The sequence below is a fragment of the Bacillus sp. FSL H8-0534 genome (genome assembly GCF_038005885.1).
GTDB lineage: Bacteria > Bacillota > Bacilli > Bacillales > Bacillaceae_G > Bacillus_A > Bacillus_A pseudomycoides.
This window is the reverse complement of the sequence record NZ_JBBOUC010000001.1, coordinates 2,162,713-2,187,384: the sequence shown is the minus strand read 5'-3', so window position 1 is coordinate 2,187,384 and position 24,672 is coordinate 2,162,713. Positions and strand designations below refer to the sequence as shown.

At 34.0% G+C, this 24,672-nt stretch carries 19 protein-coding genes and 2 pseudogenes; 11 read left to right on the top strand and 10 right to left on the bottom strand.

Annotated features, from left to right (window positions below):
- Positions 1-10: 10 nt before the first annotated feature.
- Together MHH71_RS11280 and MHH71_RS11275 are read right to left on the bottom strand one after the other, a co-directional pair.
- Positions 11-631: a CpsD/CapB family tyrosine-protein kinase gene (locus tag MHH71_RS11280; RefSeq protein WP_033798680.1), complete on the bottom strand. Its 621-nt coding sequence runs from the start codon at positions 629-631 to the stop codon at positions 11-13.
- Positions 615-1,367, bottom strand: coding sequence for a YveK family protein (locus tag MHH71_RS11275; protein WP_006093727.1), 753 nt, complete (start codon positions 1,365-1,367; stop codon positions 615-617). The genes MHH71_RS11280 and MHH71_RS11275 overlap by 17 nt, the downstream gene beginning before the upstream one ends.
- Before the next feature lie 532 nt (positions 1,368-1,899).
- On the opposite strand from MHH71_RS11275, the gene MHH71_RS11270 reads away from it, so the two are divergent.
- Both MHH71_RS11270 and MHH71_RS11265 read left to right on the top strand, forming a co-directional pair.
- The gene (locus MHH71_RS11270; protein WP_033798681.1) at positions 1,900-3,129 is read left to right on the top strand and encodes a helix-turn-helix domain-containing protein; all 1,230 of its coding nucleotides are present in this window, start codon (positions 1,900-1,902) and stop codon (positions 3,127-3,129) included.
- 1,106 nt (positions 3,130-4,235) lie between these two features.
- The gene (locus MHH71_RS11265; protein ID WP_006093729.1) at positions 4,236-5,408 is read left to right on the top strand and encodes an acyltransferase family protein; all 1,173 of its coding nucleotides are present in this window, start codon (positions 4,236-4,238) and stop codon (positions 5,406-5,408) included.
- A 979-nt stretch (positions 5,409-6,387) separates the two neighbouring features.
- Here MHH71_RS11265 and MHH71_RS11260 read toward each other — a convergent pair.
- Entirely contained in the window at positions 6,388-7,200 is an 813-nt protein-coding gene (locus MHH71_RS11260; RefSeq protein WP_098114281.1) for a hypothetical protein, read from the bottom strand.
- A gap of 111 nt (positions 7,201-7,311) precedes the next feature.
- On the opposite strand from MHH71_RS11260, the pseudogene MHH71_RS11255 reads away from it, so the two are divergent.
- A pseudogene (locus MHH71_RS11255) lies at positions 7,312-7,695 on the top strand (DnaB-like helicase C-terminal domain-containing protein); the annotation flags it as partial.
- A 116-nt stretch (positions 7,696-7,811) separates the two neighbouring features.
- On the opposite strand, the gene MHH71_RS11250 reads toward MHH71_RS11255, so the two are convergent.
- The 4 genes from MHH71_RS11250 to MHH71_RS11235 form a co-directional block, all read right to left on the bottom strand.
- Positions 7,812-8,345: an MFS transporter gene (locus tag MHH71_RS11250; protein WP_018782957.1), complete on the bottom strand. Its 534-nt coding sequence runs from the start codon at positions 8,343-8,345 to the stop codon at positions 7,812-7,814.
- Positions 8,342-9,778, bottom strand: a complete 1,437-nt coding sequence (locus MHH71_RS11245) for an FAD-binding oxidoreductase (RefSeq protein ID WP_033798684.1) — start codon at positions 9,776-9,778, stop codon at positions 8,342-8,344. The genes MHH71_RS11250 and MHH71_RS11245 overlap by 4 nt, the downstream gene beginning before the upstream one ends.
- Before the next feature lie 230 nt (positions 9,779-10,008).
- Positions 10,009-11,040 carry a S66 family peptidase gene (locus tag MHH71_RS11240; RefSeq protein WP_006093733.1) on the bottom strand — a complete coding sequence of 344 codons (1,032 nt, stop codon included), beginning with the start codon at positions 11,038-11,040 and terminating at the stop codon, positions 10,009-10,011.
- A 142-nt stretch (positions 11,041-11,182) separates the two neighbouring features.
- Positions 11,183-11,737 carry a hypothetical protein gene (locus tag MHH71_RS11235; protein ID WP_006093734.1) on the bottom strand — a complete coding sequence of 185 codons (555 nt, stop codon included), beginning with the start codon at positions 11,735-11,737 and terminating at the stop codon, positions 11,183-11,185.
- A 237-nt stretch (positions 11,738-11,974) separates the two neighbouring features.
- Here MHH71_RS11235 and MHH71_RS11230 point away from each other — a divergent pair, with 237 nt between their 5' ends.
- Both MHH71_RS11230 and MHH71_RS11225 read left to right on the top strand, forming a co-directional pair.
- Positions 11,975-13,648, top strand: coding sequence for an alkaline phosphatase (locus tag MHH71_RS11230; protein ID WP_033798685.1), 1,674 nt, complete (start codon positions 11,975-11,977; stop codon positions 13,646-13,648).
- Positions 13,649-13,876: 228 nt separating this feature from the next.
- Positions 13,877-14,059, top strand: a complete 183-nt coding sequence (locus MHH71_RS11225; RefSeq protein WP_078211899.1) for an alcohol dehydrogenase catalytic domain-containing protein — start codon at positions 13,877-13,879, stop codon at positions 14,057-14,059.
- A gap of 22 nt (positions 14,060-14,081) precedes the next feature.
- Here MHH71_RS11225 and MHH71_RS11220 read toward each other — a convergent pair whose 3' ends face one another.
- Positions 14,082-14,444 (bottom strand): hypothetical protein, encoded by a 363-nt coding sequence (locus tag MHH71_RS11220; RefSeq protein WP_033798686.1) that lies wholly within the window; start codon positions 14,442-14,444, stop codon positions 14,082-14,084.
- 270 nt (positions 14,445-14,714) lie between these two features.
- Here MHH71_RS11220 and MHH71_RS11215 point away from each other — a divergent pair, with 270 nt between their 5' ends.
- Positions 14,715-15,785, top strand: a complete 1,071-nt coding sequence (locus MHH71_RS11215; protein ID WP_006093738.1) for an LPXTG cell wall anchor domain-containing protein — start codon at positions 14,715-14,717, stop codon at positions 15,783-15,785.
- A 298-nt stretch (positions 15,786-16,083) separates the two neighbouring features.
- The gene (locus MHH71_RS11210; protein ID WP_006093739.1) at positions 16,084-16,836 is read left to right on the top strand and encodes a class I SAM-dependent methyltransferase; all 753 of its coding nucleotides are present in this window, start codon (positions 16,084-16,086) and stop codon (positions 16,834-16,836) included.
- Between the two features lie 131 nt (positions 16,837-16,967).
- On the opposite strand, the gene MHH71_RS11205 is transcribed toward MHH71_RS11210, so the two are convergent.
- Entirely contained in the window at positions 16,968-17,498 is a 531-nt protein-coding gene (locus MHH71_RS11205; RefSeq protein WP_006093740.1) for a GNAT family N-acetyltransferase, read from the bottom strand.
- Between the two features lie 211 nt (positions 17,499-17,709).
- Here MHH71_RS11205 and MHH71_RS11200 point away from each other — a divergent pair, with 211 nt between their 5' ends.
- Positions 17,710-18,090 (top strand): VOC family protein, encoded by a 381-nt coding sequence (locus MHH71_RS11200; protein ID WP_033799617.1) that lies wholly within the window; start codon positions 17,710-17,712, stop codon positions 18,088-18,090.
- A gap of 1,256 nt (positions 18,091-19,346) precedes the next feature.
- Complete coding sequence (gene colA, locus MHH71_RS11195; RefSeq protein ID WP_018782973.1) at positions 19,347-22,247, top strand: collagenase ColA; 2,901 nt, start codon at positions 19,347-19,349, stop codon at positions 22,245-22,247.
- Positions 22,248-22,493: 246 nt separating this feature from the next.
- Here the strand turns inward: colA and MHH71_RS11190 are convergent.
- A pseudogene (locus MHH71_RS11190) lies at positions 22,494-22,680 on the bottom strand (hypothetical protein).
- A 234-nt stretch (positions 22,681-22,914) separates the two neighbouring features.
- Between MHH71_RS11190 and MHH71_RS11185 the strand changes: the two are divergent.
- The gene (locus MHH71_RS11185) at positions 22,915-23,682 is read left to right on the top strand and encodes a hypothetical protein (RefSeq protein ID WP_018782974.1); all 768 of its coding nucleotides are present in this window, start codon (positions 22,915-22,917) and stop codon (positions 23,680-23,682) included.
- 114 nt (positions 23,683-23,796) lie between these two features.
- Positions 23,797-24,648 (top strand): phospholipase C, encoded by an 852-nt coding sequence (locus tag MHH71_RS11180; protein ID WP_006093744.1) that lies wholly within the window; start codon positions 23,797-23,799, stop codon positions 24,646-24,648.
- Positions 24,649-24,672: the final 24 nt, after the last annotated feature.

Genomic DNA, 24,672 nt, shown 5'->3' with positions numbered 1-24,672 from the left:
TTACCCCCCTTTATGAAATAATGACTGTACCGATTATTTCATGGTTGCTATGTTCTAGTTGTTTTTTTACATTCGTAATCTTATCTAACTTATCACGGCCTTCCTGTATCACTAAAACAATCCCATCACAATGTTTTGCGAGGATTTGTGCATCTGGTGTGTTTAGGAAATCGGATGTGTGAAACAGAATGATATCAAAATGCTCTTTCCACTCCTCAATTAGGATTGGGAAGGTCTCTAATGTTAACAATGCCACTGGCTCATAAAGATCTTCACCTGTAGATAAACAAGATAGATAATCCGTTATTTTTATTGTAGTATCCTTATTTTGCTCTCTTAGGAGTAAGGTGGTTAGGCCAAATGAATGATCGATATTAAACACATGATGTAAAGAAGGTTGACGCAGATTCGCATCCACTACCAACACTCGTTTTCGTTGTTCTGAAAAAGCTAGGGCCAAATAAGCAGTAGCATTGGTTATATTTTGTGTTTGTGCAAGTGAAGTAATCATTAATATTGGTTTTTCCTTTTGAAGGTTCGGTTCAATATGGTTACATATGCTATAAAATCGTTCTTTGATGGTGATATCGTATGGATTAAAGAAATATTTCCTCTTAAATTTGAGGGTCATTATGTTCACCTTGTTTCATTGAAGATAAGCTTTTATAAGCTGTTTTTTGCTTGTTGTTTCTTTTTTTGGTATTTAAGTTCACTCTTCCTAATAATGGGAGTCCAAGATGTTCGAGTTCTCGATTGTTGTAAGTTGAATCATCAAAGTGTTCTCGTAGAATTGCCAAGCCAATTCCGACAAAAAAGCTAATTATGATTGAAATGGCTATAATGAATTTGGGTTTTGGAAAAAGCAGTTCGGCTTCTTCCGTCACCCCGGAATCACTAAGAATATTAAGGCGGTTTACATTTGCATAGTCTTTAAATTTAGATATGGATTGCTTTGCGACGGATTGTGCAATTTTTTTAGCTAATTGTGGATTAGAGTCTTTCACTGAAATCGTAATAATCTGTGAATCATTTCTGTTAGTAACGGAAACCTGTTTAAGCAAATCATAGCTTGAACGAGTTAGCTTTAACTCTTCTTTTACACCTATCATGATATATGGGCTTTTTATGATATCCATATATGAAAGAGCTAGCTGTTTGTTATCTTGTACTCTATTTACTGGATTTTCCTCTTTTTCTACGCCTAAAGATCCAGCAAGAACTTGGGTGGAGTACTGATAAATCGGTTTCATAAGGTACATGGATGAAATAATAATGAACCCGCTAGTACAAATTGTCGTAAGTATAATAATTAAGAATCGCCTTTTTAAAACTTGCATAAACTCTTTTATTTTTACTTTTTCATTCATCTAGTTCACCACTTTTTCAATTTAATAGTAGAGTTTTGGCGTGATTTTCCGAATGGGAATTATCACTTTTGATTTTGAAAAGGTCCTTATAACATTTATACTAGGGTGAAAAAATTATAAACCTAGCATCTGAACAAAAATTGAACAGAATGCTTCTTCCTAAATTTTTACTATGTAGGGTATAGCCACATCGTCATCAAGCTAAGAGTGCCAAGGGGGTATATGTGAGTGTGTTTTTTGAAATTTCTATGACTACAAAAAAGGTGTACATAACAAATAAATTAATCAAATGGCTACTTAAATAAAGAAATTGATCATTATGCTATTGTTCTTATAAATCTAAATAATAAGTGTTTTTTCTGAATATTTATGGTAATATTTTGATATAAATTGTATTTTATTGAAAATACTAGTAATTTTTGGGTATATTTAACTTTTCGCAAATTTATTTATAAATCCATAAATGTATGAATTAAAATGTTTGGTTTTTATATGAAGCTTTATAATCTTAGCTAGTTAAAAGGAGAATATAATGAATCATTCTATGGATATACAATATTTGTGTGATATTTTATATAAAACGTTTCAAGTATCTATTCAATTTTTATCTACAGATGAAAAAATCTTATATAAATCTACTTCTAATGATATTTGCAGTCCTTTTTATTCTTCTCAGGAAGAACAACTTAGTGAGCTTTTTCAAGAGAATGATCTCTATAATTTTCCGCTTATGAGAGGGAACAGTTATCTAGAAAATTTCGTTTTTATTCACATAGTAGATCATGAATATATAAAAGGAACCTTTGTTATTGGACCCTCTACATATCCCAAGGTATCAGAAGATATGGCCATTAGACTTATGAATGAATTTGGGGGAAATGTTAGAATACAAGATGGAATTGAATACTATCATTCCATACCTGTGATAAAAAAAATAACTTTAATTGATATAGGAATTTTATTACATTACATAATTTTTAAAGAAAAGTTAGATGTAGGTGCTGTTTGGAGAGAAAATAAATTATTGGAGAAAACCTCCTATGAAATTGCGAATCCTGATTTATATATTTCAGCCCGGCGTCAAAATAATTCTGATCATTACGATATATCATTGGAACGGAAAATTTTCACAAGCATTAAAGAAGGGGACAAAGAAAAATTAATAAAATATGCATATGCATTTCCGCAAGAAGATGCTGCAATTTCATCAAAAAGAAATCAACTAAGAAATCAAAAAAATAATGGAATAATGGCCATTACTTTAGCTACTCGTTATGCAATAGAGGGGAATCTCCCGCCAGAAATTGCTTTTTCGCTTAGTTCTCTCTATATGGAGACCATTGAACAACTAGATAACATGTATTCGGTCAATAGATTAATTGAGGACGCTTTATGTGCTTTTGCTGATCGTGTTAAAGAATATAGTATTCAAAGATATTCGAATACAATTACTACATGTTTAAATCATATTAGAAAAAACATTTACCATGAAATATCTCTCAATAATCTCGCTACGCTACTTGACATTAATCCTACTTATTTATCTAAATTGTTTAAAAAAGAAGTAGGAATTCCTTTAAGTGAATATATTCAAAGGGAACGAGTAGAAGAAGCAAAAAAACTATTAACATTAACTACATATCCATTATCAGATATTTGTGCTTGGCTTAACTTTTATGATCAAAGTTATTTCACAAGAGTTTTCAAAAAAATATGTAACATGACTCCTAGACAATATCGTGAAAAGTATACCGTGATATAGGCTTGATATCTTAACAGCTAGGTGAGATATGTGTAATACTTGATCACATATATATAATGCATCAACTCAATTTACCTCGCTATTTATAAGAAATAATACTCTTACCTCAAAAATTTTCTCTGTTTATCCCGCTATTTTAGGGCAGTAAGACCCCCACCTCAAAATTCAGCAAAAGCAAAGAAGATAGGTGGGGGATCCTGCCCGTAAAAGCCCGATTGGTCGGGCTAATAATCAGTGGGGGTGAAGAAAACCCCCACTGATTAAAGTTTCACTTTATTTGAAAATATGTAGAATCCATTTCCTTATAATTCTGCTCACTACATGAACATAATAAGGAAATAGATTTTAATACTTTAAGATTTCTACCTTTACTTTCAGTATGTAATAGTGCAGAAAGAATATTTATAAATCCATTTGAATTAATATAGGAATAGAATGCGATAGCTAAGAAACTTTTGCTTTTCCATGTTTACCTTTTTAGCGTGGATTAAATGAATGTTCGAAATAAAAAAGAATCCCTTATTCTTTATGGAATTCTTTTTTAGCTGCCTATTAAAGAATAATCATTCTGTATTTTCATTTTTTACCAATACATGTTATATTTGGTAGCGTAAAATATTTTGTGTAAATATACTTGTCTTGTGAATAGGGAAAATACAAGAGATTTTTAAGTTTGCGACTAAACAAATTAAGAGAGGAGTACCCCCCTTAATGAATGAAAGCGCATTTATATAAGCAACTAGAGAAAAGTATCACAATTCTTAAAAGAAAGAGTAGATTTGCCAATTTCTTTCGCTTAAGTAGGAAGACGTAGCGAATAGTCGAAATGACTGCTATCAACGAATAATCGATACAAAATATGGGGAAATGTAAGGTTTAGCTGTTCCTCGTAATTGAAACGAAGGATTTCAAACGTAATCCTTCGCCCCATATCACCGTAGAAATGGGTGGCTAGTATTCGTATGTATCAAAGCGAAATGAGTATATATAGAACGCATTTTAGAACTCCATTATTCTCCTGCAACTATAAGTAACATTATAATTCTGTAAACAACAAGATTGAAGTCACCTTGTATTTTAATAAAAATCTTTTTAGTAGGTGTAATATGATGAAAAGATATGAGGAGTTTGACTCTCTAAGAGGATTAGCAGCACTTCTTGTAATAATCGGGCATCATATGATGCTATTGCCTGCGTATGAAAATTATCAGTATGAGTTAAACAGTCCCTTCATAATTTATTTATTCAAGGAAACTCCTTTACGTCTTTTTTTTAGTAGCGGCAACGAATCTGTTATTCTCTTTTTTGTATTGAGTGGTTTTGTTTTGTATTTATCTATTAATAATGAGAAATTTCATTATGATACATACATAATAAAACGGATTTGCCGAATTTATATACCATATTTAGTAGCAATCAGCATTTCTATTATTGCTAAAATGCTTTTTAGTCGTAATGATATGCCATTTATTAGTGATTGGTTTAGTAAATCATGGACCACTGCAGATACACCAGCTTTATTATTACAACATCTTGTTTTTATCGGTGAGTATAACACAGACGCATATAACAATGTTATATGGTCTCTTGTTCATGAAATGAGAATTTCGATTATATTTCCATTTCTGACTTTCTTTTTTATACGCAAAAGGCTCAAATATTCCTTATTATGGTTTATTGTTCTAAGTTTTTCTTCGACTATGGGTTTGTATTTGTTTAATCCTAGTGGAAGCATAACTAGTAGTTTTTTAAGTTTTCACTACATCACTCTTTTTTTTATGGGAGCTCTATTAGCGAAGTATCGTTATTTTATTTTCCATTATGTTTTAAATATGAATAAAATGATAAAAATTGCATTACTGCTAATTGCAATTATTTGTTTTATGTACGAAGGAATAATTGGCGAAGTGGATTTTTTGAACAATTATGTATTGAGAAACTACGTTGTCTCATTTGGGGTTTGTATGGTAATGATTATGAGTATCTCTTCATGGACATTTAGTGCGTTATTAAGAAGAAAAGTATTTGTTTTTCTTGGAAAGATTTCTTATAGTCTTTATTTATATCATCTTGTTTCTTTATTCTCAGTTATGTATTTATTTTATGATAAACTACCTACCATATTAATAGTGTTTCTTTCCTTTTCTCTTTCTTTTTTACTATCTTCATTGGGGTATTTATTTATTGAAAAACCCTGCATAAACCTTGGACGGTATTTAACTAGGAGATGGAGAAATATATTCTGGAAGGAAATAAAAATAAGGGATCGTATTTCATAGGAGTTTATATAGTAAGAGATCAAAGTTGAATCTTCTCGAACATGTAAAGAAAAAACGAGGATGTTAGATATAACAGAATCGGATATTTTCAAATTCATCTTATAGAAAAACATTCGTAAAAGCCGCTTCATTATACGATAGAGGACTGGGGGAAAACGAGCTGGGCATTTGTGGAAGGCATTTTCCCTTAAAAGGATTGACAGCAACCTATATAAAGAAACATTTAGAATGTGACATTCGAGAGAGACAGGATGTAAACGTTGTTGTACCTATGTGCAAGGCTTGTGATGTATGGTTCGAAGAAGGATATATTACTGTGAATTCGTTAGGATATGTAGATTGCATAGAGGATATGAACTCTGGAAAAATTGTAAAATTCACTAAATGAACTTACGAAAATAAACGGTAGAAAGTGTTTTTATTGGAATCAGGAAAATAAGAAATATTTTGAATGGCACTATCATTATCATAGAATGACAACTTAAAAATTCAGAACTTTGGTGAGGGGAAAATCCAGTTGTTTGATCCAGAATCTTTTCAAACGATTCGATATACAAAACAAAAGTAAATGAGAGGGAATTTGGGACGGGGTTGTCATGAACCTAGTCCTTTCTTCATATGGAGGGATAAGTCTGAAACCTTTCTGATTACGGAATCGTCATCCTTTTGTATAGGTAGGAATTATTTGCCGATTCTAATTATTCACCCGTAGGCGCATAAGTGTCGTTATCCCTATATCTATCATATTTATATAGTTCTCATAGACCACTGTGATGGAGTGAATTTTTGTTTTGAGGTAACTTATTTTCTTAGTTTGATAGGCATGGGGTGCTCCCCCTATAAATACAGATTAAAAGTATTGTTGCTGTAGATATCCTGAATAAAAGGTATACTTTGATTAATATTTTTTAATTTATAAGATAAAAAAGATAGGTGCAGTAGAATGTTCTACCACTATCTATCCTTTTTAGCGTATGAATTATTGAGCTTTAAATTCGATTACTTGCTCTTGATTGATTGTTTTACCATCTAAAAGACCTTTTGCTGTTATGTAAATAATTGTTTTCTTAGAGTCTTCCAGCTGACCAATTGCATACTTTACATTGAAGTTATCATTGCTTAGTCGCCACTGTTCACCATTCCATCTACCAGTTATTTTTTGACCATCAGCAGCTTCGATTTTATCATCGTAATTTAGTGTGCCAAACTCTGTTTTTAATGTATTGCTAGCAAAATCAATTTGAACTTTGTTTAATAATTTGATTGGAGAACTCGTTTGAATCTCGTATACATTGTCACTGATCTTTTTGAAGTGAATTTTTCCTTCTTGTCCTTTAACAAGTTTCATATATTGATCAGATGATAAGAAGAATTCATATTCTTCTTGTGTAATTCCCATGTTTTCATGGTAAGGTAATCTTTCTCCAGGTTGTACTGTTTTTAAATATTCTATGTACCAATCATAATTTTTTTGAATACTCGCTTGCGTTTTTTTCGTAATTTCCTCAAATTTTTGTTTCTTATCTTCTTGCATTTGTATTGTCATAATATCAGCAGGTGTTTCTGATTTTACTAATAATGGTGTGATGAAATCTTTTGTACTCTGATTGGTAGGTGATAAAACTTCTTCAGTTTTTTTCGGATTCGTATCCTGTTTATCCTCATTTTTTGTAGATTTAGTTGTTTCTTCTGCCGCAGTCTTTTTTGTATCGACTGGTTTACTTTCAGTAGAATTATTACATCCAGCCAATAAAAAGAAAGTTGTAAGTGTCCCTAGTATGATTTTTTTCATTAAAAATTCCCCCGTATTTTTTTCATAAAAACAAACAATACCATAATTATACATTGGAAATATTACCATAACAATTCGCTATTTTTGAAAGTATGTTAAATTCTTCAATTTCTAGTTATTAGTATTGATTATTTGCAGCTTATTACAGGTGATTCGACCAATAGAGGAAACGTGTTTCAAGAAATGGGTGAGGTTTCCCGTAAACTGCTAGCACGTGATTTAAACGTGTGCGTCGTAGTGCCGTCGTAATTGTCCCGCGGGGTAGAGTCGCGTCAAGATAAGCGTCTGCTTTGGTCTGATCTAAGGATGAAAGGGCAGATTGAGCAGAATGCGGGTGTGATTATGTATCGGGATGATTATTATGATAAGGAGACGGAGCATAAAGATATAACAGAAATTCAGATAGCAAAGCATCGGAACGGACCTGTTGGAGGGATGCAGCTAAGGTTTTTGAAGGAGTTTGGGAAGTTTGTGGAGGGGTTAAAAACAGACTAGTTCAAACTGATAAAATTCTTGCACTAGAACCACAAAAAAGAGCAGTGCTAATGCTCTTTTTTATTAATTGTCCAAGTGAATACTAAAAAAGCACTATTTAGTAGATAGATTACTGTCTACTTATGCTGCCTTCCTATTACAATACCGCTCACCATATATAAAACGGAAGCAATATAAAAAATGGTACCAATCGTTAAAAAATCTACTAGATACCCTGTTGCAATGACAGCTACTGCACCGCCAACTGAAGTCCATACGTGGTATTTTCCTATTTCATAGCCCGCTTCTTTGCTTTCTACTTTTCGTGCAAGTGAAGTTTTTTCGGTGTTTCGTTGCACGGCACCTAAGCAACCCATAATAATTTGCAGAATGTAAACATGCCAAACTTCTGTAGCAATGGGAAAAAAGAGCATTAATACCGCCATAGACCAAGCATATACAATTAATAGTTTTTTATCTCCAAATTTGTCAGAGATCTTTCCTATTAGTGGATAGACTAAAGCGGAAGTTAACGCAAATAAGCCATATGCCCAACCAAATTGAGAGAAACTATCTCCAACATTTCGAAGCAGCAGTATGTAAAAGGGGAATACCATACTACCAGCCATCATAATTATGCTTTGCGAAGTTACAAATCTTCTATATGTCATTCACTGTACTCCTTATAAAATAGATTTACAAATCGTTCTTGCGGATCACTCTCTTTCTTTTTTTGAAAGAATTCCTCTATACGTGGATATGCCTTCTTAAGTTGCTGCTTTGTTGGATAAGAATAATAGGGTAAATAATAACTGCCATTGTGCTTTAAAGTAACATCTATCATCTTCCCTAACACTGCTTTCGTTTTCTTTATTTCACCCTCAGAACGTCCTTGATTAATAAGGAGTACAAGTGCAAACATATCATCCTTTGCATAGGATAAAACCGCATTCTCATTTTTTTCTACATAACGGATAGTAATATTAAGAAGGTTCAACTCTTCTTTGTTTAATACATTTCGCAAATCATCTATATACGCTGTAAAGTGATCGATAGGTACGAAATATTCTTGTAAAACCTCTGTTCGATTTGGATTTTCGTATTCCATAAAAGTACTATCTGATCGCATCACATTATTTCGAGTTTCATATGTTCCATTTATGCGTTCAATGTAGTTCCTTTGCATATCCCAAAACGTATTCTTTCCCCAGTCACTATACCTTGATAATCCAAGGAATAATTTCGGTGCAGCAATAATATTTTCTTCCTTTAGTTTGCTGTATTCTTCCCGTTTATTTTGGTTCTCTGCTAAAACATAATCTGTTACATACATTTCTTTTAAAAATGAGGTTGGAGCTACGGAAATACGCGCTAGGTGCATTCGAACATTCTCGTCCTTTTTTACCTTCTCTTTAAAATATGCTGTATACTCCTTATAATCTAGCGTTCTCGTCTGCATTTCATATAGTTCGTCTTCCGTTAACTTAAGCGTCACATCTAAGATCACACCGAATAACCCGTAGCCACCAATAACATAAGGAAACAAATCAGCATTTTCTTCCCTGCTTACATTCTTAACCGTACCATCTGCCATTAACAATCGAAATGATTCTACTGTATCAATGAGTGCTTCATGACGAATATCACGTCCATGTACATTTACACTTAACGAACCACCAACTGTAAAAATATTTTGAGACTGCATCACTTGAACAGCAAGACCATATGGATTTACTTTCTTTTGAATATCATCCCATGTCACGCCGCTTTGCACGCGAATTCTCTTCTTCTCTGGATCAAACTCTAATATTTTGTTATAACCTTTCATATCTAGCACTGTACCATTTGGATAATAGGTCTGTCCGCCTTGGCTATGCTGCATGCCCGCAATTGAAATCTTCTCACCTGAAGCATTTGTATCTTTAACTAGCTTCTTTAAGGTCTGCTCATTCTCCACGTTTTCAACCCGTTTAATCTTTGTAGGAAGCAATCTGCCCACATCACTCATAACAGGATTGGCTATTTGTTTTGTATATGTATATATAGATGCCATACATAATAAGCTGTATACAGTAATACCTATTATTATTGTTTGTTTTTTCAACATACACTCTCCTTTTTTCGTGATAGTATAAAGAATTCAATGTATATTCGAGATTTATATTATATCTTTTTCTGAAGCCAAGGAACATTATGTAAATAAAAAAGCACGTTATCGGAAGAAAAGTTTCTTCTGTGACAACGTGCTCGTTCACATGTATAGAACTCGATAGGAATACATCCTGAGAGCCATCAGCAGGGGAGGAGTGACCCCTTAATGATGGTAATTTTACGTTATTGCACGCCACTCTCTAAAATCGAGAATGTCTTTTTCTCACAATCAATCTCTGCCATTGCACCATAAGGTAAAATAAACTTAGGTTCGGTATGACCAAAATTTAAGTTATAAAGAATCGGTAAATCTTCTAAACTATATTCTTTCATAACTGTTAGAATTTCATGTTTATATTCTTCATAATATTTCTCGTCTTTCGGTTTGCCGAAAATGATTCCATTCGTGTTTTGTAAAATGCCTTGCGCTGCATAATTTCGTAACCAATATCTAATATAAGTTGGATCTGGCTTGTCTTCAGATGTTTCAAAGAATAGAATGCTGTTTTCCCAATATTTTTTCTCAGGCCAAAGTTCTGTTCCTTTTGCGAATTCTAGTACTTCTATACAACCTCCGATTAAACGGCCTTGTACGATGCCGGATCCTTGAAGGAGTTCATATCCAGTATTTTGTTGCATAGTGCGACGTGTATGTTTGTTCGATTCAATCCATTCCAAACGCTCACTTGTCCATTCTGTAGCGGGTTGAATGTTGCCAATCGTCTCATTTGAAAAAAGGATTCGATTAACCATTTCAATCGTATATGGATCCATTTCAACGTTTTCAGCAAAATCGGTTAAAATAGCTGGACCGTAAAAAGAAGAAATGCCTGCTTTATGACAAAATAAATGTGGAATGGTCACATCTGAATATCCCATAAAAATTTTTGGATTCTCACGTATAACATCAAAATCAATATAAGGAAGCAGGCGAATACTATCTTCTCCGCCAATATTGGCAAAGATCCCTTTAATACTTTTATCTTGAAATGCCGTCATTAGATCTATCGCACGGGCTTGTGGATTCTCGTAAATATAATCAGAGCCTTTCAAACTATTTGGCATAGGTACAACCACAAGACCAAAAACTTCTTCTAATCTTTTTACCCCTTGCTCATAACGCCATCTCAGTTCCGGATCGCCTGCGCCTCCCCAAGAAGGACTAATTGTCGCGACGCGATCTCCCGGTTGTAATCTCTTTGGTTTTCTTAACACATTAACTCCCACCCTTATATCATTCGATTCACTATACGATTCACATAGTTGAAGAATATAGCATATGACCTTTTTCTACATGATCAAAAAATTCCCTGCTATTATGCTAGAGGGGAGAGAATTCAATTGTTTGTCTTTTTTCTTATTTTTCACCTGGATTATGGAATGGAAAAATATTATGTAATTCAAGTAAAAGCCGTCCTGTACGTTCTACGTTCATTGGATTTCCACTTTGCGCTGTATATTCCTCTAGTCTCCAAGAGGGTAGCTCTTCTCCTTCATTTGGTAAATCATAATCTCCACCGCATGGATCAGATAGACGATATAGAATCTCGTTAATAGTTGATCTAGCTATCCAGTACGCAAACAATCCTATCTTTTCAGGCGAGATTCCTGCTTGCACCATTTCTTTTATAATCAAATCGTCTGAAGCGGGAGTCGCTTGTTCATTAGCACGTTCATTAGAGTGTTGAACCCAGCCTTCACTGTCATATAAATACATATCTAATATTTCTTGCAAGGGTCTTAAAAAACGAAAGCTAGCAAGAACAGCTTCTTTACCTTCTATCTCATCTTTAGCCCAATATTCCGGAGACTGTACACCGAATTCTTTTAATATTTCGGTTACATTTTCTTTCGTAGGTTCTTTTTTTAACTCTTCTAAAAGGGGGATTAAATTATCCTTCATATCATTCATATGGTCTCTCCTTTGTTTGTATTTTCTGGTAATCCTGTATTCATTATAATATTAAAAATTAGGATTCGGTTAAAACAGTAACAGTAATTCCTGTAAAAACTTTTGCAACTACTTGGCTGCAAAGGGAACGAGTTATTGTTAGCTTCGTGACAATAGGGTACTACTAAATAAGAAGAAACAGCTTGTTTACATACGAATGTTAGATTGGGGATGCTGAAAAATTTTGGAGGGACAACAATGACTACTCTTCGTAAAAAGATGATGGGATTAACATTAGCGGGAATAGTAGCACTAGGTTCGTTAGGTGCAGGAAGCATGATGAACGATAACGAGGTAAAGGCTGAGGCGACACAAGTAGGGAAGCAACCAAAAAATGTCATTATGATGGTTATGGATGGGACAAGCTCTTCAGCCACAACATTGGCTCGATGGTATAAAGGTGCACCTCTTGCACTAGATCAAATCGTATCAGGAGGCGTTCGTACTTATTCGGCAGAATCAGCTATTACCGATTCAGCGCCAGCAGCAACAGCTTTAGCGACAGGAAATAAATCAAATTCAAGCTACGTGGGCGTATTACCTTCTGTTGTGAATTCACCTGGCTTAGAACAAATCAAAGAAGAAGACAAGTCTCGTCCAGTTGCCAACGTCTTAGAAGGAGCAGAACGTTCCGGCCGCGCAACAGGAATCATTGCTACATCGGAAATTCAGCATGCTACTCCGGCTGGTTTTTCTGCTCACCATGTTATTCGAAAAAATTTTGAGGTGATTGGTGAGCAGCAAGTGTATCAAAATATAGAAGTCGTGTTAGGCGGGGGAAAGGCAGTACTTCAGCCTGCGGCAAGCAGTGGAATCCGGCAAGACAACGAAGATTTAATAAAAGTGATTCAAGACAAAGGGTACGACTTTGTGGAAACAAAGGATGCCCTGTTAAACTCCAAATCCGATAAAATTTGGGGCTCGTTCTCAAATGCTGCACTTGCGTTCGATATGGATCGTGAAGCGACCAGCCCTGAGCAGCCAACACTTTCCCAAATGACGAGAAAAGCAATTCAAACATTATCAAAAGATAAAGATGGTTTCTTCTTATTTGTAGAAGGCAGTAAGCCAGATTGGGCAGCACATGCCAATGATCCAATCGGGATGATTAGCGATGTATTGGCATTTGATGCTGCAGTTGCAGAAGCGTTACAGTTTGCGAAAAAAGATGGGAACACGATGGTCATTGCTTTAGCGGACCATGGTAACAGCGGTATTTCCATTGGTAATAAAAATACTACAAAAGGATATGATACCACACCGGTATCTGCCTACATTGCTCCACTGAAAAAGGCAAAAATGACACTTGAAGGTGCTACAAATAAACTAAAAGATGATTTATCTAATATAAAAGAGGTAGCTGCACTTTACGGTTTAGATAACCTAACTGATGATGAAAAAGAAAAGTTAAAAGCTGCACAAAAAAAAGCCGATGTAGGTCCAATCCTTACTAAATTATTGGCCAACCGTGCGAACATCGGTTTTACAACAGGTGGTCATACGGGTGAAGATGTATTCTTATACTCTTACGGCCCCGGGAAGCCATACGGTTTCGTCCAAAATACGGACATTGCGAAGACAATGGCCAAAGCAATGGGCTTTCACTTAGGAGAATTAACAAACAAATTATTCTTAGATGCCGAAACAGCCTTTAAACAAATTGGTGCAACTGTAACGATTGACAAAAAAGATGTAGCAAACCCGGTGCTTGTAGTAAAACACAATAAAGCGGAGGCTCAATTGTTTGTTAATAAAAATATGATCCGTATCGATGGAAAAGATTATGAATTAGGAAGCATCGTTGTAGAAAGCAATGGAAAATTCTATGTACCTGAAAAAGCAATTCATCTATTCACAAAGCATTCTCGCTAAACTAAAAAAGAATCAAAAAGGCCTGCCAGCTACTTAGCCTAGTTAGGCTAAGTGGTTGGCAATTTTCTTGATATTCTGTGCGGCAGCTATAAAGTGAAACTTTAATCAGTGGGGGTTTTCTCCATCCCCACTGATTATTAGTTGAACCAATCGGGCTTTTACGGCCCACCTAACTTCTTCGCTTCCGCTGAATTTTGAGGTGGGAGTGTTACTGTCCGTTAATGTGGGATAAATCCAGTTGATTGGAAAACGAGAAAGGGAGAATTGCAAGAGAAATCGCCTTTTTCATTTCCTATTATTTTAGGATTAGATGCTTCAGGTATTGTAGTGAAAGTAGGTACAAATATAACAAAATATAAGCCTGGTGATGAAGTGTATACAAAACTAGCGAATGTTATCATTCACAGCTAAGTATTCTTCATACTGATTCACCCTATGAGTCCCCACTATCGAATGAATCAGTATGGCTTGCTGCATCGGAACTATCGCTGCTAGTTCCTGAATCATGATCGATATTTGAATTTTCACTGGCACTTTTCATAGCTGCAGCAAGAAAAGATGTTGTCATCACTGCATTCATCCAATCTGCTTCAGCATCTTTGGTAGTTATGTTTGAGTCTTTATGTCCTGCTGTATCTGTTATTGAAGAATGTTTTTTTAGTTCTTTTTCAACAGAACGACGATTATTCATTTGTTTTCCGAAAACCTTCATGAGTACTAATAAGATGAAACAGACTATGGATATTATTAGGATAAACAAAATGAAGTATAAAAATAAATTCAATATCTCTGTCATATATATACCTTCCTTTCTTACGGGAGAGTTAATGCGTTAAATTTTTCCTGAAGTTTCGTATTTATCATAGGTACATTTCCTCTTTGAAATCCATTGTAAGGACTGAACTACATTATGTCCACATAACTATACTGGCTCCAATTACACATAGACCTACTATTCTAGTTTTATTTGTAAACATTTGGTATAATGTTATACTGGTATTATGATATTTTCATCTTCAGATTTGTACATAATAGTTCATTACTCATGAAAGAAAAGAGGTCCAAAATGATGAGTACGAAAAAAACAGTAGCAATATCCACACTAGCTTTAGCAATGATAACAGGAGCTGACACCATTAATGCTGAAGTTCCTGATACCGTCAAAATACACGATTCTATCAAACAACATGCAGAAGAGAAGTTATCCGAACTAAAGCAGGCGAAACAAAATGCAGAAGAGAGAGCATCTGAATTAAAACAGGCGAAGCAAAATGCGGAAGAGAAAGTAGCAGAATTAAAACAGACGAAGCAAAGCGCAGAAGAGAAAGTAGCAGAATTAAAACAAACGAAGCAAAATGCAGAAGAGAAAGTAGCAGAATTAAAACAAACGAAGCAAAATGCAGAAGAGAAAGTAGCAGAATTAAAACAGACGAAGCAAAATGCAGAAGAGAAAGTAGCAGAATTAAAACAGACGAAGCAAAATGCAGAAGAGAAAGTAGCAGAATTAAAGCAGATCAAGCAAAATGCAGAAGAGAAATTAACTGAATTAAAACAGACGAAACAAAATGCAGAAGAGAAGTTATCAGAATTAAAGCAGATCAAGCAAGATGCAGAAGAGAAATTAACTGAATTAAAACAGACGAAACAAAATGCAGAAGAGAAAGTATCTGAGTTAAAACAGATCAAGCAAACTATAGAAAATAAATTAACTGAATTAACACGTACGAAGCAAACTATAGAAGAAAAAGTATCTGAGTTAAAACAGATCAAGCAAACTATAGAAAATAAATTAACTGAATTAACACGTACGAAGCAAAATGTAGAAGAAGAGAAAGTAACTGAATTGAAACAGACGAAGCAAACTATAGAAAATAAATTAACTGAATTAACACGTACGAAGCAAAATGTAGAAGAGAAAATAGCTGAATTAACACAGACAAAGCAAAATGTAGAAAAGAAAGTATCTGAATTAACACAGACGAAACAAACCAACACTCCTCTTAAAATGAAAAACGATAACAGGGAACTTCCTAACGCCGGAGGTACAGAATCCAATACAATGCCTTTAGGGATGTTATCAATTTTAGGTGGAATTATATTAATAGTGCGAAATAGAATTAAAAATACGTTTCAATAGAATTCATCTAATAGTCTGAACTCTACAATAGATACAAAAATTGTTACGGCGTATAATGAAATATAATCTTTCAAATGAGGTGAAGTAGATGACTTTCCGTATTGTTTGAAGTAACTAGTTTTCGGGCTGGAAAAAACGCGTACCAGCCATCAAGGGAGAAGTCTGTCCTTTTTCGGAAATATAAGCTTTGAATCCGTTGCGGTAGTCACTGTTCTTATCAAACTAAGGCACTGGACTATTTCGTTAACAAGTCTCAAAAACTTAGTTTTTACACTCTTTTGGAAGGTGGATACACAAAATGAATGAATTAGATTACAAAAATTTTTATGATAAAGTCGGAAGATCAAACGGTTGGGATTTTAGTAAACTGAAATACGTAACAGAAGGTGCTACGTGGGAGTTTTATGAAGAAGTCATAGAGAGATGCAAATCCTCAGATGTTTTGCTAGATATTGGTACAGGCGGGGGAGAGAATGTATTAAGAATTGCACCGGCAGCCTTATTCATGATTGGGATTGATAATTCAAGTGGAATGATAGAAACAGCACAGTCTAATTTGGAAAAAGCAAGTGTATCAAACGTTAGGTTTTTCCAAATGGAGTCCGAAAGCTTGATGTTTCCACATTCTTTTTTTGACATTGTGTCTTGTTGTCATGCGCCTTTTGTTGCAGCAGAAGTAGCAAAAGTAATAAAAACAGATGGTATCTTTTTGACGCAGCAAGTTAGCGAACATGATAAATGGAACTTAAAAGAAACGTTTGGAAGAGGGCAATGTTTAGGGGAAAAAGACGGCACATTAAAAGAAAAGTATGTTCGAGAGTTGAAGTCTGCAGGCTTTACTGATGTGCAAATATTAGAATATGATGCGATTGATTATTACCAAACGCCTGAAGACCTCCTATTCCTATTAAAACACACACCTATCATACCAAGATTTGGTGAAGAGAAAGAGGACTTTGACATTTTGGGGAAATTCATCATAACAAACAAAACTGAAAAAGGAATCCGTACAAATTCAAAACGGTTTATGATAATCGCTAATAAATCTTAATCTTTTTACATGAATAAAAGTGTTCAATATAAATGATAAAAGCCGATTTCCGTAGTTTATAGGAGAACGGCTTTTATTGCGTGGTACCTGTGATTGTCTTGTAGTTGAAAATCTTCATTCAATCAATTCTACTAAACGAATTTATACATAAGAATATCATCCACATATTCATTATCAGTCATTTTAAACTCTTTAATTTTACGACCTTCTTCAATGAAGCCCATCTTTTTGTACAACGATATTGCACTATGATTTGTTGAGAAAACTCCTAAACTTACTTTTTCAATGAGAGGATTTTTCTCTGCCCAGTCTAATAAAGCTTGTAGTAGCATTGTTCCAATTCCGAGTCCTCTGTAATTTTTACTAATCATGATTCCAAAGGAGCCTGTATGAGACAATCGTTTTTTATTTTCGGTAAGAAATACGATCCAACCAACAACTTCACCATCTTTTTCAGCAACAAGTAATGTTTCTCTTTCATTCTCCAATACGCCTTGTACCCATTCTCTTTGCTCGGATGACGTTTTCTTAAACTCTTCGGATAACGAAATGAGAAACTTGCCTTCGGAAACAACGGATTTCTGTATGTCTAAAATGGTCTCGGAATCTTCTATTTTTCCAGTACGAATTATGTAACTAACAGTATCTTTTGAAATTGGCAATGATATACCTCCCTTATAAAATCTTTTGTTACTATTCTATCTTTCTTTTATAATCTCCTACTTAAACGAAAATGCTCCGTTTCTTTTAGAAGGAAGTTTTCATTTATTAGCGTATTTATTAAGTTGTCACGGGGTTTCAGAAACCTTGGCGATGGAAAGAATTAGAAGCATCGGGTTTGGTATTTACTTATATAAGGGAGTGGGGAAGTCTATGATTCATAAAGTTGGTCAAATTATGTTGTATGTTAATAACCAAGATGAGGCAGTGGATTTTTGGACAGAAAAAGTAGGGTTTCGTGTAGTTTCTGAAGAAAATAACGGTCAAGGAATGAGATGGATTGAAATTGCTCCAACAAAGGGCGCAGAAACAAGCATCATTTTGCACAATAAGGAATTCGTTGCTAAAATGTCACCTGGATTAAATCTCGGTACACCTTCTTTAATGTTTTTTTCGGAAAATCTCGATGAATTACGTAGCACCTTATTAAATAAAAATATCACAGTCGGAGAAATTGTAAATATGCCTTCAGGTAGAGTGTTTAATTTTGCGGATCATGAAGAGAATTACTTTGCTGTGATGGAGAAGAAATAAATTGCCAAAAACCCCTTATTTTTGAACAAAAATCAGGGGTTTTTTCTATGTTTAATAATCACACATATTTGTTAAACACTGCACTACATTGGGCTCTGATTTTTTAAACTTGTTGTAAAGGGAGAAGAGTTTCTAGTGTACCTTTTTTAGTAAAGGACTATAGAATGGGAATATTCGGGTTATTTAATACAGGCATTGCTGTTGGGAGTGTTATAGGTGAAATAATATTTTCTCTATTTGTACTTTCTAACGCTAGACCAATACTGAGAAAAAACGTTTAAAATAATTGATTTGTTTTCAGGAGTAGATGGACTTATGGTGCTAGATGATTTGTTGAGCAGTCAGCTAGAAAATCTGAATAAAAACTTAGCTTGATAGCGATGTGACGAGTCCCCTAAATCTAATATTCAGAGATTAGATACAATTATCCTAAAGCTTTTATATAAAGTGAAACTTTAATCAGTGGGGGTTTTCTCCATCCCCCACTGATTATTAGTTGAACGAATCGGGCTTTTACGGACAGTTCATCTCGCACCTAACTTCTTTGCTTTCGCTGAATTTTGAGGTGGGAGTGTTACTGTCCGTTAATGCGGGATAAAAAAACGAAAGACTTTTGTAACATTTATGAAAGAGAATTGAAATATTTATATACTAAGATGAATATATCGAAGGTGATTTTATTTCAGTCTGAAGTGAAAAGTATTAGCAATGTATAGTATAATTTCATCTTTTGTATTCATGTAGAGATGATAAAAAAAGGGAGAGATTGCATAAATCTAAATTAAGAAAAGTATATGATTATCCAGTAGATATTTGATTAACTCTTATATCTAAGTGAAAAACAGAAAATCAAGCTCAGCTTCATTATCACTAGTATATAGAGATAACTTTTATTATCCTGGTAGATTCCCATACAGATATGATATTGTTGATCTATATTACTACAATGAACCTGGTCGTACTAAATCTATAGGGTTAAATAATTTACAAAAGGCTCAAGTAATTTACAAAATATTTATCATTTAGCATATTCAATTTGATTTAAAACAATAAGATTATAAACCAGAGAAAGGTACTCATTCGACACTCATTAGAGTGCCTTTTTTTGTTCGAATTATATCAAAACGTATCATTTTCTTTTTGATATAGTATTCTAGTATACAGAAATATACAAAGAAATAATATGAAATATTATATTATATATTATGTTATATTAATAATGTGTTTTTATGGATTTTATAAATGGAGGAAATGTTATGAACAAGAAATCAAAGTTTACCCAAATGATGCTCGGTATTAGTACAGTGGCCTTATCATTTGGAAGTATTCAAACACAAGTATCAGCGGAAGAAAATACACCTTATAATGTGTTAAAAAAGAAACCAATTGGGATAGAAACTTCAACAGATGAAATTGCACATTCTACAAAAGCAGACGAAACATTGTCTTATGAAGAACGTTTAAAAGTGAACGATTTTTCGCAACGTCCGACTCCGATCGTGAAACGAGCAGTGGCAAAACAATCTCAGCAAAAGTATTCTTTAGCAGAGCTAAATAGAATGAGTAATGACGAATTCATCGATACATTGGCAAGTATTAGTTGGAATCAAATTACAGATTTAGATCAATTTAATCAAGAAACAAAAGCGTTTTATCAAAATAAAGAGCGAATCCAGGTTATTATTGATGAGTTAGGTCGTCGTGGAAGCACATTTACAAAAGATGATACAAAAGGGATTGAGACATTTGCTGAAGTATTACGTTCCGTATCTTATGTAGGCTTTAATAATAAAGAGGTAAACTATTTATATGAGCGGAGCTTCCGTGATAAATGTTTACCGGCAATAAAAGCAATTGCAAAAAACCCGAATTTTAAACTTGGTACAGATAAACAGGATGCAGTGGTATCTGCATACGGTAAATTAATTAGAAATGCTTCTTGTGATGCTGAAACAGTTCAATATGCAGGGAATATATTAAAACAATATAACGATAATATTTCTACATATATAAGTGATAAGAATAAAGGGGACGCCTTGTATAATCTTATCCAAGCGATTGATAACGATATACAGTCTTACTTGCAGGATACACGTAAAAAAGCGGATGAAACAATATGGTATGGGAAAATTGATGGTTTCATAAATGAAATCAGTCGACTGGCTCTTCTGAATCAAATGACAACAGAAAATACCTGGTTAATTAATAATGGTGTTTATTATACTGGTCGTTTCGGGAAATTCCATAGTAATCCAAATAAACCTTTAGAAGTACTTACACAAGCAATGCGTATGTACCCTCGTTTTAGTGAAGCTTATTTTAATGCTGTAGAGCAAATTTCAACAAACTATGATGGAAAAGATTATAACGGAAATACAGTAGATTTAAAGAAAATCCGTGAAGAAGGCCAACAGCAGTACTTACCAAAAACGTATACATTCGATGACGGTTCTATTGTATTTAAAACAGGAGATAAAGTAACAGAAGAAAAGGTTAAGAGACTATATTGGGCTGCTAAAGAAGTAAAAGCGCAGTATCATCGTGTAATTGGAAAAGATGGAGCGTTAGAATCAGGGAAAGCTGATGATGTACTGACAATCGTAATTTATAATAATCCAGATGAATATAAACGAAATAGCCAACTATATGGATATGATACGAATAATGGTGGCATTTACATTGAAGGAAAAGGAACGTTCTTTACATTTGAGCGTACACCGCAGCAAAGTCGTTATAGTTTGGAAGAATTGTTCCGTCATGAATTTACACACTATTTACAGGGAAGATACGAAGTTCCAGGATCATGGGGACAAGGAGAAATGTATCAAGATCAACGTTTGACTTGGTTTGAAGAAGGAAATGCAGAATTTTTTGCGGGATCTACTCGTACGAATAATGTTGTTCCGCGCAAAAGTATAATTAGTGGATTATCATCTGATCCTGCGAAACGTTATACAGCAGAACGAACATTATTTTCGAAATATGGAGAAGGACCAGAGCAATGGGACTTTTATAATTATTCTTTTGCACTGCAGTCTTACTTATATACTCATCAATTTGAAACTTTCGATAAGATTCAAGATTTCATTCGTGCAAATGATGTGAAGAATTATGATGCATATCGTGAAGCTTTAAGTAAGGATCCAAATTTAAATAAAGAATACCAAGACTATATGAAGCAGTTAATTGATAATCAAGATACATATAATACCCCACAAGTATCAGATGATTATTTAGCTGAACATGCACCAAAACCGTTAGCTGATGTAAAGAAAGAAATTAAAGATGTAGCAAAGATAAAAGATGCAACGATTACAAAGCATAAGTCTCAATTTTTTGATACGTTTACATTAGAAGGAACATATACAGGTGGCGTAACAAAAGGAGAATCTGAGGATTGGAAAACGATGAGCAAGAAAATCAATCAATCTTTAGAACAATTAGCGCAAAAAGAATGGAGCGGCTACAAAACAGTTACAGCGTATTTTGTCAATTATCGTGTGAATGCGAACAATCAATTTGAATACGATGTTGTATTCCATGGTGTTGCAACGGGAGAAGAAGAAAAACAGACGATTAAAGTAAATATGAATGGACCGTACAATGAGATATTAAATGAAAAAGTTGAGTTTCATAGCGATGGTACAGAAAGCACAGGTGGAAAAATTGTTTCGTATCTCTGGGATTTTGGCGATGGTACAACAAGTACAGAAGCAAATCCTACCCATGTATATGGAAAAGAGGGGACATATACTGCAAAGCTAACAGTAAAAGATAATAAAGGAAAAGTGGGCCGAGGACAAACAACGGTTACCGTAAAAAAAGATGAGCCAGCAGGTCATAACTATCAAGAGGCAAAGGTACTTAGTTTTAATAAGCTTTCAAAAGGAAATATGGATAGACCTAATATGGCGTATATGTACACATTCAATGTCACATCTCCAAAAGAAGTAGATATTTCTTTTATAGATGAACAGGGAATTGGAATAAACTGGGATGTGTATCACGAATCGGATTTAGGAAATCCTGTAATCACAGGCCGAGCGGATGGAAATAATATAAAAGGGAAATTTGCAGCGAAACCTGGGAAGTATTACTTAGTTGCATTTTTTGAAGAGGAAAATAGAAAGGGAACATATTCATTATTAGTAAAATAAATTCGTTTAATTATATAACGACGAAGCGTAATGAATAAGAGACTTTTGCTATTCCTTGTTCATCTGTTTAACAAAGAATAATTTAATATTCGAGAAAAAATTGAATGAAATAAAAAAGAATCCCTTAATTCCTTTTGGGATTCTTTTTTTAAAATTTACTCACACAAATGATCTGCACATCAATTCATCTTTGATATACAGATCATTTGTATGATAATTTTTATAAATAATTGCGGAATAATGAACTTACATAAATGCTTTTAAAAGCTCTTGTACGGCTGGAATTAATCCACCTAAAAATTTTAAAACTGCCATTGCGATTGCCATGTTATTTCCTCCTCTTTTTATGTGTTAAGATGTGGTACATCTTTATGTTTTTATTATAGTAAGCGCTTACATTAATATCAATACATTTTGATATGCAATATTGCATATTTATATATAATTTATATATATGATTAAATAAATTAACGATAAAGCTAATAAACATGCAGGTTTCCTTCTTTGTGTGCTAGTTTCATTAGCAAATACGTCAGACCTTTGAAAGACTTTTGTAACATTTATGAAAGAGAAATGAAAGATTTGTTAGCTAGGATGAGGCTTATCTACTAGTAGACGATGCGCGCAAGTGGTAAAACCATTAGTAAAAATAAGGAGGAGTTAAGACATGTTTATGAAAAGAAAACTACCTATACTTACATTCTTAGCACTAATATTTAGTTTGATAGTAACTGTTTTTCCTACAAATTCTGCTTATGCAGCTGAGGACGATCGTATACTTGATATTTATGGTGATCCAATTACCACAAATAAAGATTATATACTAGTAGACAAATATTTGTGGGTGACAGGTATTCCTTTTGAAAAACGAGTAGCACCCGTAGGTCAGAATAGACTTGGAATAACTTATGAGAAGTTTGCGGGTTGGCATTATGTAATTCAATATAAAAACTCGTCTTATTACGGTGCTGCTGAAAAGCATAAGGATACAAAAGGTAATGAGTATTATGGTACACCTATCAATTTTGAAGCACCGGCTGGAGTAGAGAGTGATGGATATGTAAGAAATAATACTCCAATTACAATGTCAATGTGGATTGGGGGATCAAATGCTGATGCAGGAGGAACAAAAAAATATGTAAATGCAGGCAATCGAAGCTGGATCTATTTTAGTGACCAATCGAGAAGCACTTTAACAGTTAAGAAAAAAAATTCGAAGGAAATAGATTTAGTAACAGGTAAAACGGATTATCTTAGAGATAAACTTGGTAGACCTACTGACTGGTATAATGCAGATCCACAGCAATCTAGTTATGGAGTTATAACAACTTTCCAGCTAGAGACCTCAGAGCAACTATTTGCAAATCAAGATAAATTGTGGGGAATATCTGCCCCTGAAGACTACGCTGGCTATGAATTAGTACCTTTACAATAAAGCATCTATTAAATCTATCTAACTATATTACGCATTGTTCAATATATTTGCTAATAAGTTGCAATAAAAGCATATGAAGGAAATTTAGATTATACATCAATTGGAGGAATATTTATGAAAAGAAAAATTTTAGCTATAGCTTCTGTAATTGCTTTAACAGCTCCTATTCAAAGTGTGGCGTTTGCACATGAAATTGACCGCCAAGATCCACCTATTGCTCTAAAATGGTCAGCGGAATCTGTACATAATGAAGGAGTAAGTTCTCATTTATGGATTGTAAACAGAGCCATTGATATTATGTCCCAAAATACGACTGTGGTGAAGCAAAATGAGACAGCTCTATTAAATGAATGGCGTACTAATTTGGAGGAAGGTATTTATTCTGCAGATTATAAAAACCCATACTATGATAATTCCACATTCGCTTCACACTTCTATGATCCTGATTCAGAAAAAACGTATATTCCATTTGCTAAACAAGCAAAGCAAACGGGAGCAAAGTATTTTAAATTAGCTGGTGAAGCTTATCAAAATAAAGATATGAAAAATGCATTCTTTTATTTAGGATTATCACTTCATTATTTAGGGGATGTCAACCAACCAATGCATGCAGCAAACTTTACTAACATTTCGCATCCATTTGGCTTCCACTCAAAATATGAAAACTTCGTTGATACAGTGAAAGACAATTATAGAGTAACAGATGGAGATGGCTATTGGAATTGGAAAAGTACAAATCCAGAAGAGTGGGTTCATGCATCAGCATCAGCTGCAAAAGCTGATTTCCCATCAATTGTTAATGATAATACGAAAAGTTGGTTCCTAAAAGCAGCGGTATCACAAGACTCTGCTGACAAATGGCGTGCTGAAGTAACACCGGTAACAGGAAAACGTTTAATGGAAGCACAGCGTATTACAGCTGGATATATTCATTTATGGTTTGATACGTACGTGAATAACAAATAACAAAATACACTTATGCATAGGAAG

Coding starts and splice junctions, on each gene's coding strand:
- MHH71_RS11180 (WP_006093744.1), top strand. CDS start 23,797: ATGAAAAGAAAAATTTTAGCTATAGCTTCTGTAATTGCTTTAACAGCT.
- MHH71_RS11210 (WP_006093739.1), top strand. CDS start 16,084: ATGAATGAATTAGATTACAAAAATTTTTATGATAAAGTCGGAAGATCA.
- MHH71_RS11260 (WP_098114281.1), bottom strand. CDS start 7,200: ATGAAAAAAATCATACTAGGGACACTTACAACTTTCTTTTTATTGGCT.
- colA (WP_018782973.1), top strand. CDS start 19,347: ATGAACAAGAAATCAAAGTTTACCCAAATGATGCTCGGTATTAGTACA.
- MHH71_RS11230 (WP_033798685.1), top strand. CDS start 11,975: ATGACTACTCTTCGTAAAAAGATGATGGGATTAACATTAGCGGGAATA.
- MHH71_RS11265 (WP_006093729.1), top strand. CDS start 4,236: ATGATGAAAAGATATGAGGAGTTTGACTCTCTAAGAGGATTAGCAGCA.
- MHH71_RS11220 (WP_033798686.1), bottom strand. CDS start 14,444: ATGACAGAGATATTGAATTTATTTTTATACTTCATTTTGTTTATCCTA.
- MHH71_RS11215 (WP_006093738.1), top strand. CDS start 14,715: ATGATGAGTACGAAAAAAACAGTAGCAATATCCACACTAGCTTTAGCA.
- MHH71_RS11275 (WP_006093727.1), bottom strand. CDS start 1,367: ATGAATGAAAAAGTAAAAATAAAAGAGTTTATGCAAGTTTTAAAAAGG.
- MHH71_RS11270 (WP_033798681.1), top strand. CDS start 1,900: ATGAATCATTCTATGGATATACAATATTTGTGTGATATTTTATATAAA.
- MHH71_RS11200 (WP_033799617.1), top strand. CDS start 17,710: ATGATTCATAAAGTTGGTCAAATTATGTTGTATGTTAATAACCAAGAT.
- MHH71_RS11185 (WP_018782974.1), top strand. CDS start 22,915: ATGTTTATGAAAAGAAAACTACCTATACTTACATTCTTAGCACTAATA.
- MHH71_RS11250 (WP_018782957.1), bottom strand. CDS start 8,345: ATGACATATAGAAGATTTGTAACTTCGCAAAGCATAATTATGATGGCT.
- MHH71_RS11235 (WP_006093734.1), bottom strand. CDS start 11,737: ATGAATGATATGAAGGATAATTTAATCCCCCTTTTAGAAGAGTTAAAA.
- MHH71_RS11280 (WP_033798680.1), bottom strand. CDS start 631: ATGACCCTCAAATTTAAGAGGAAATATTTCTTTAATCCATACGATATC.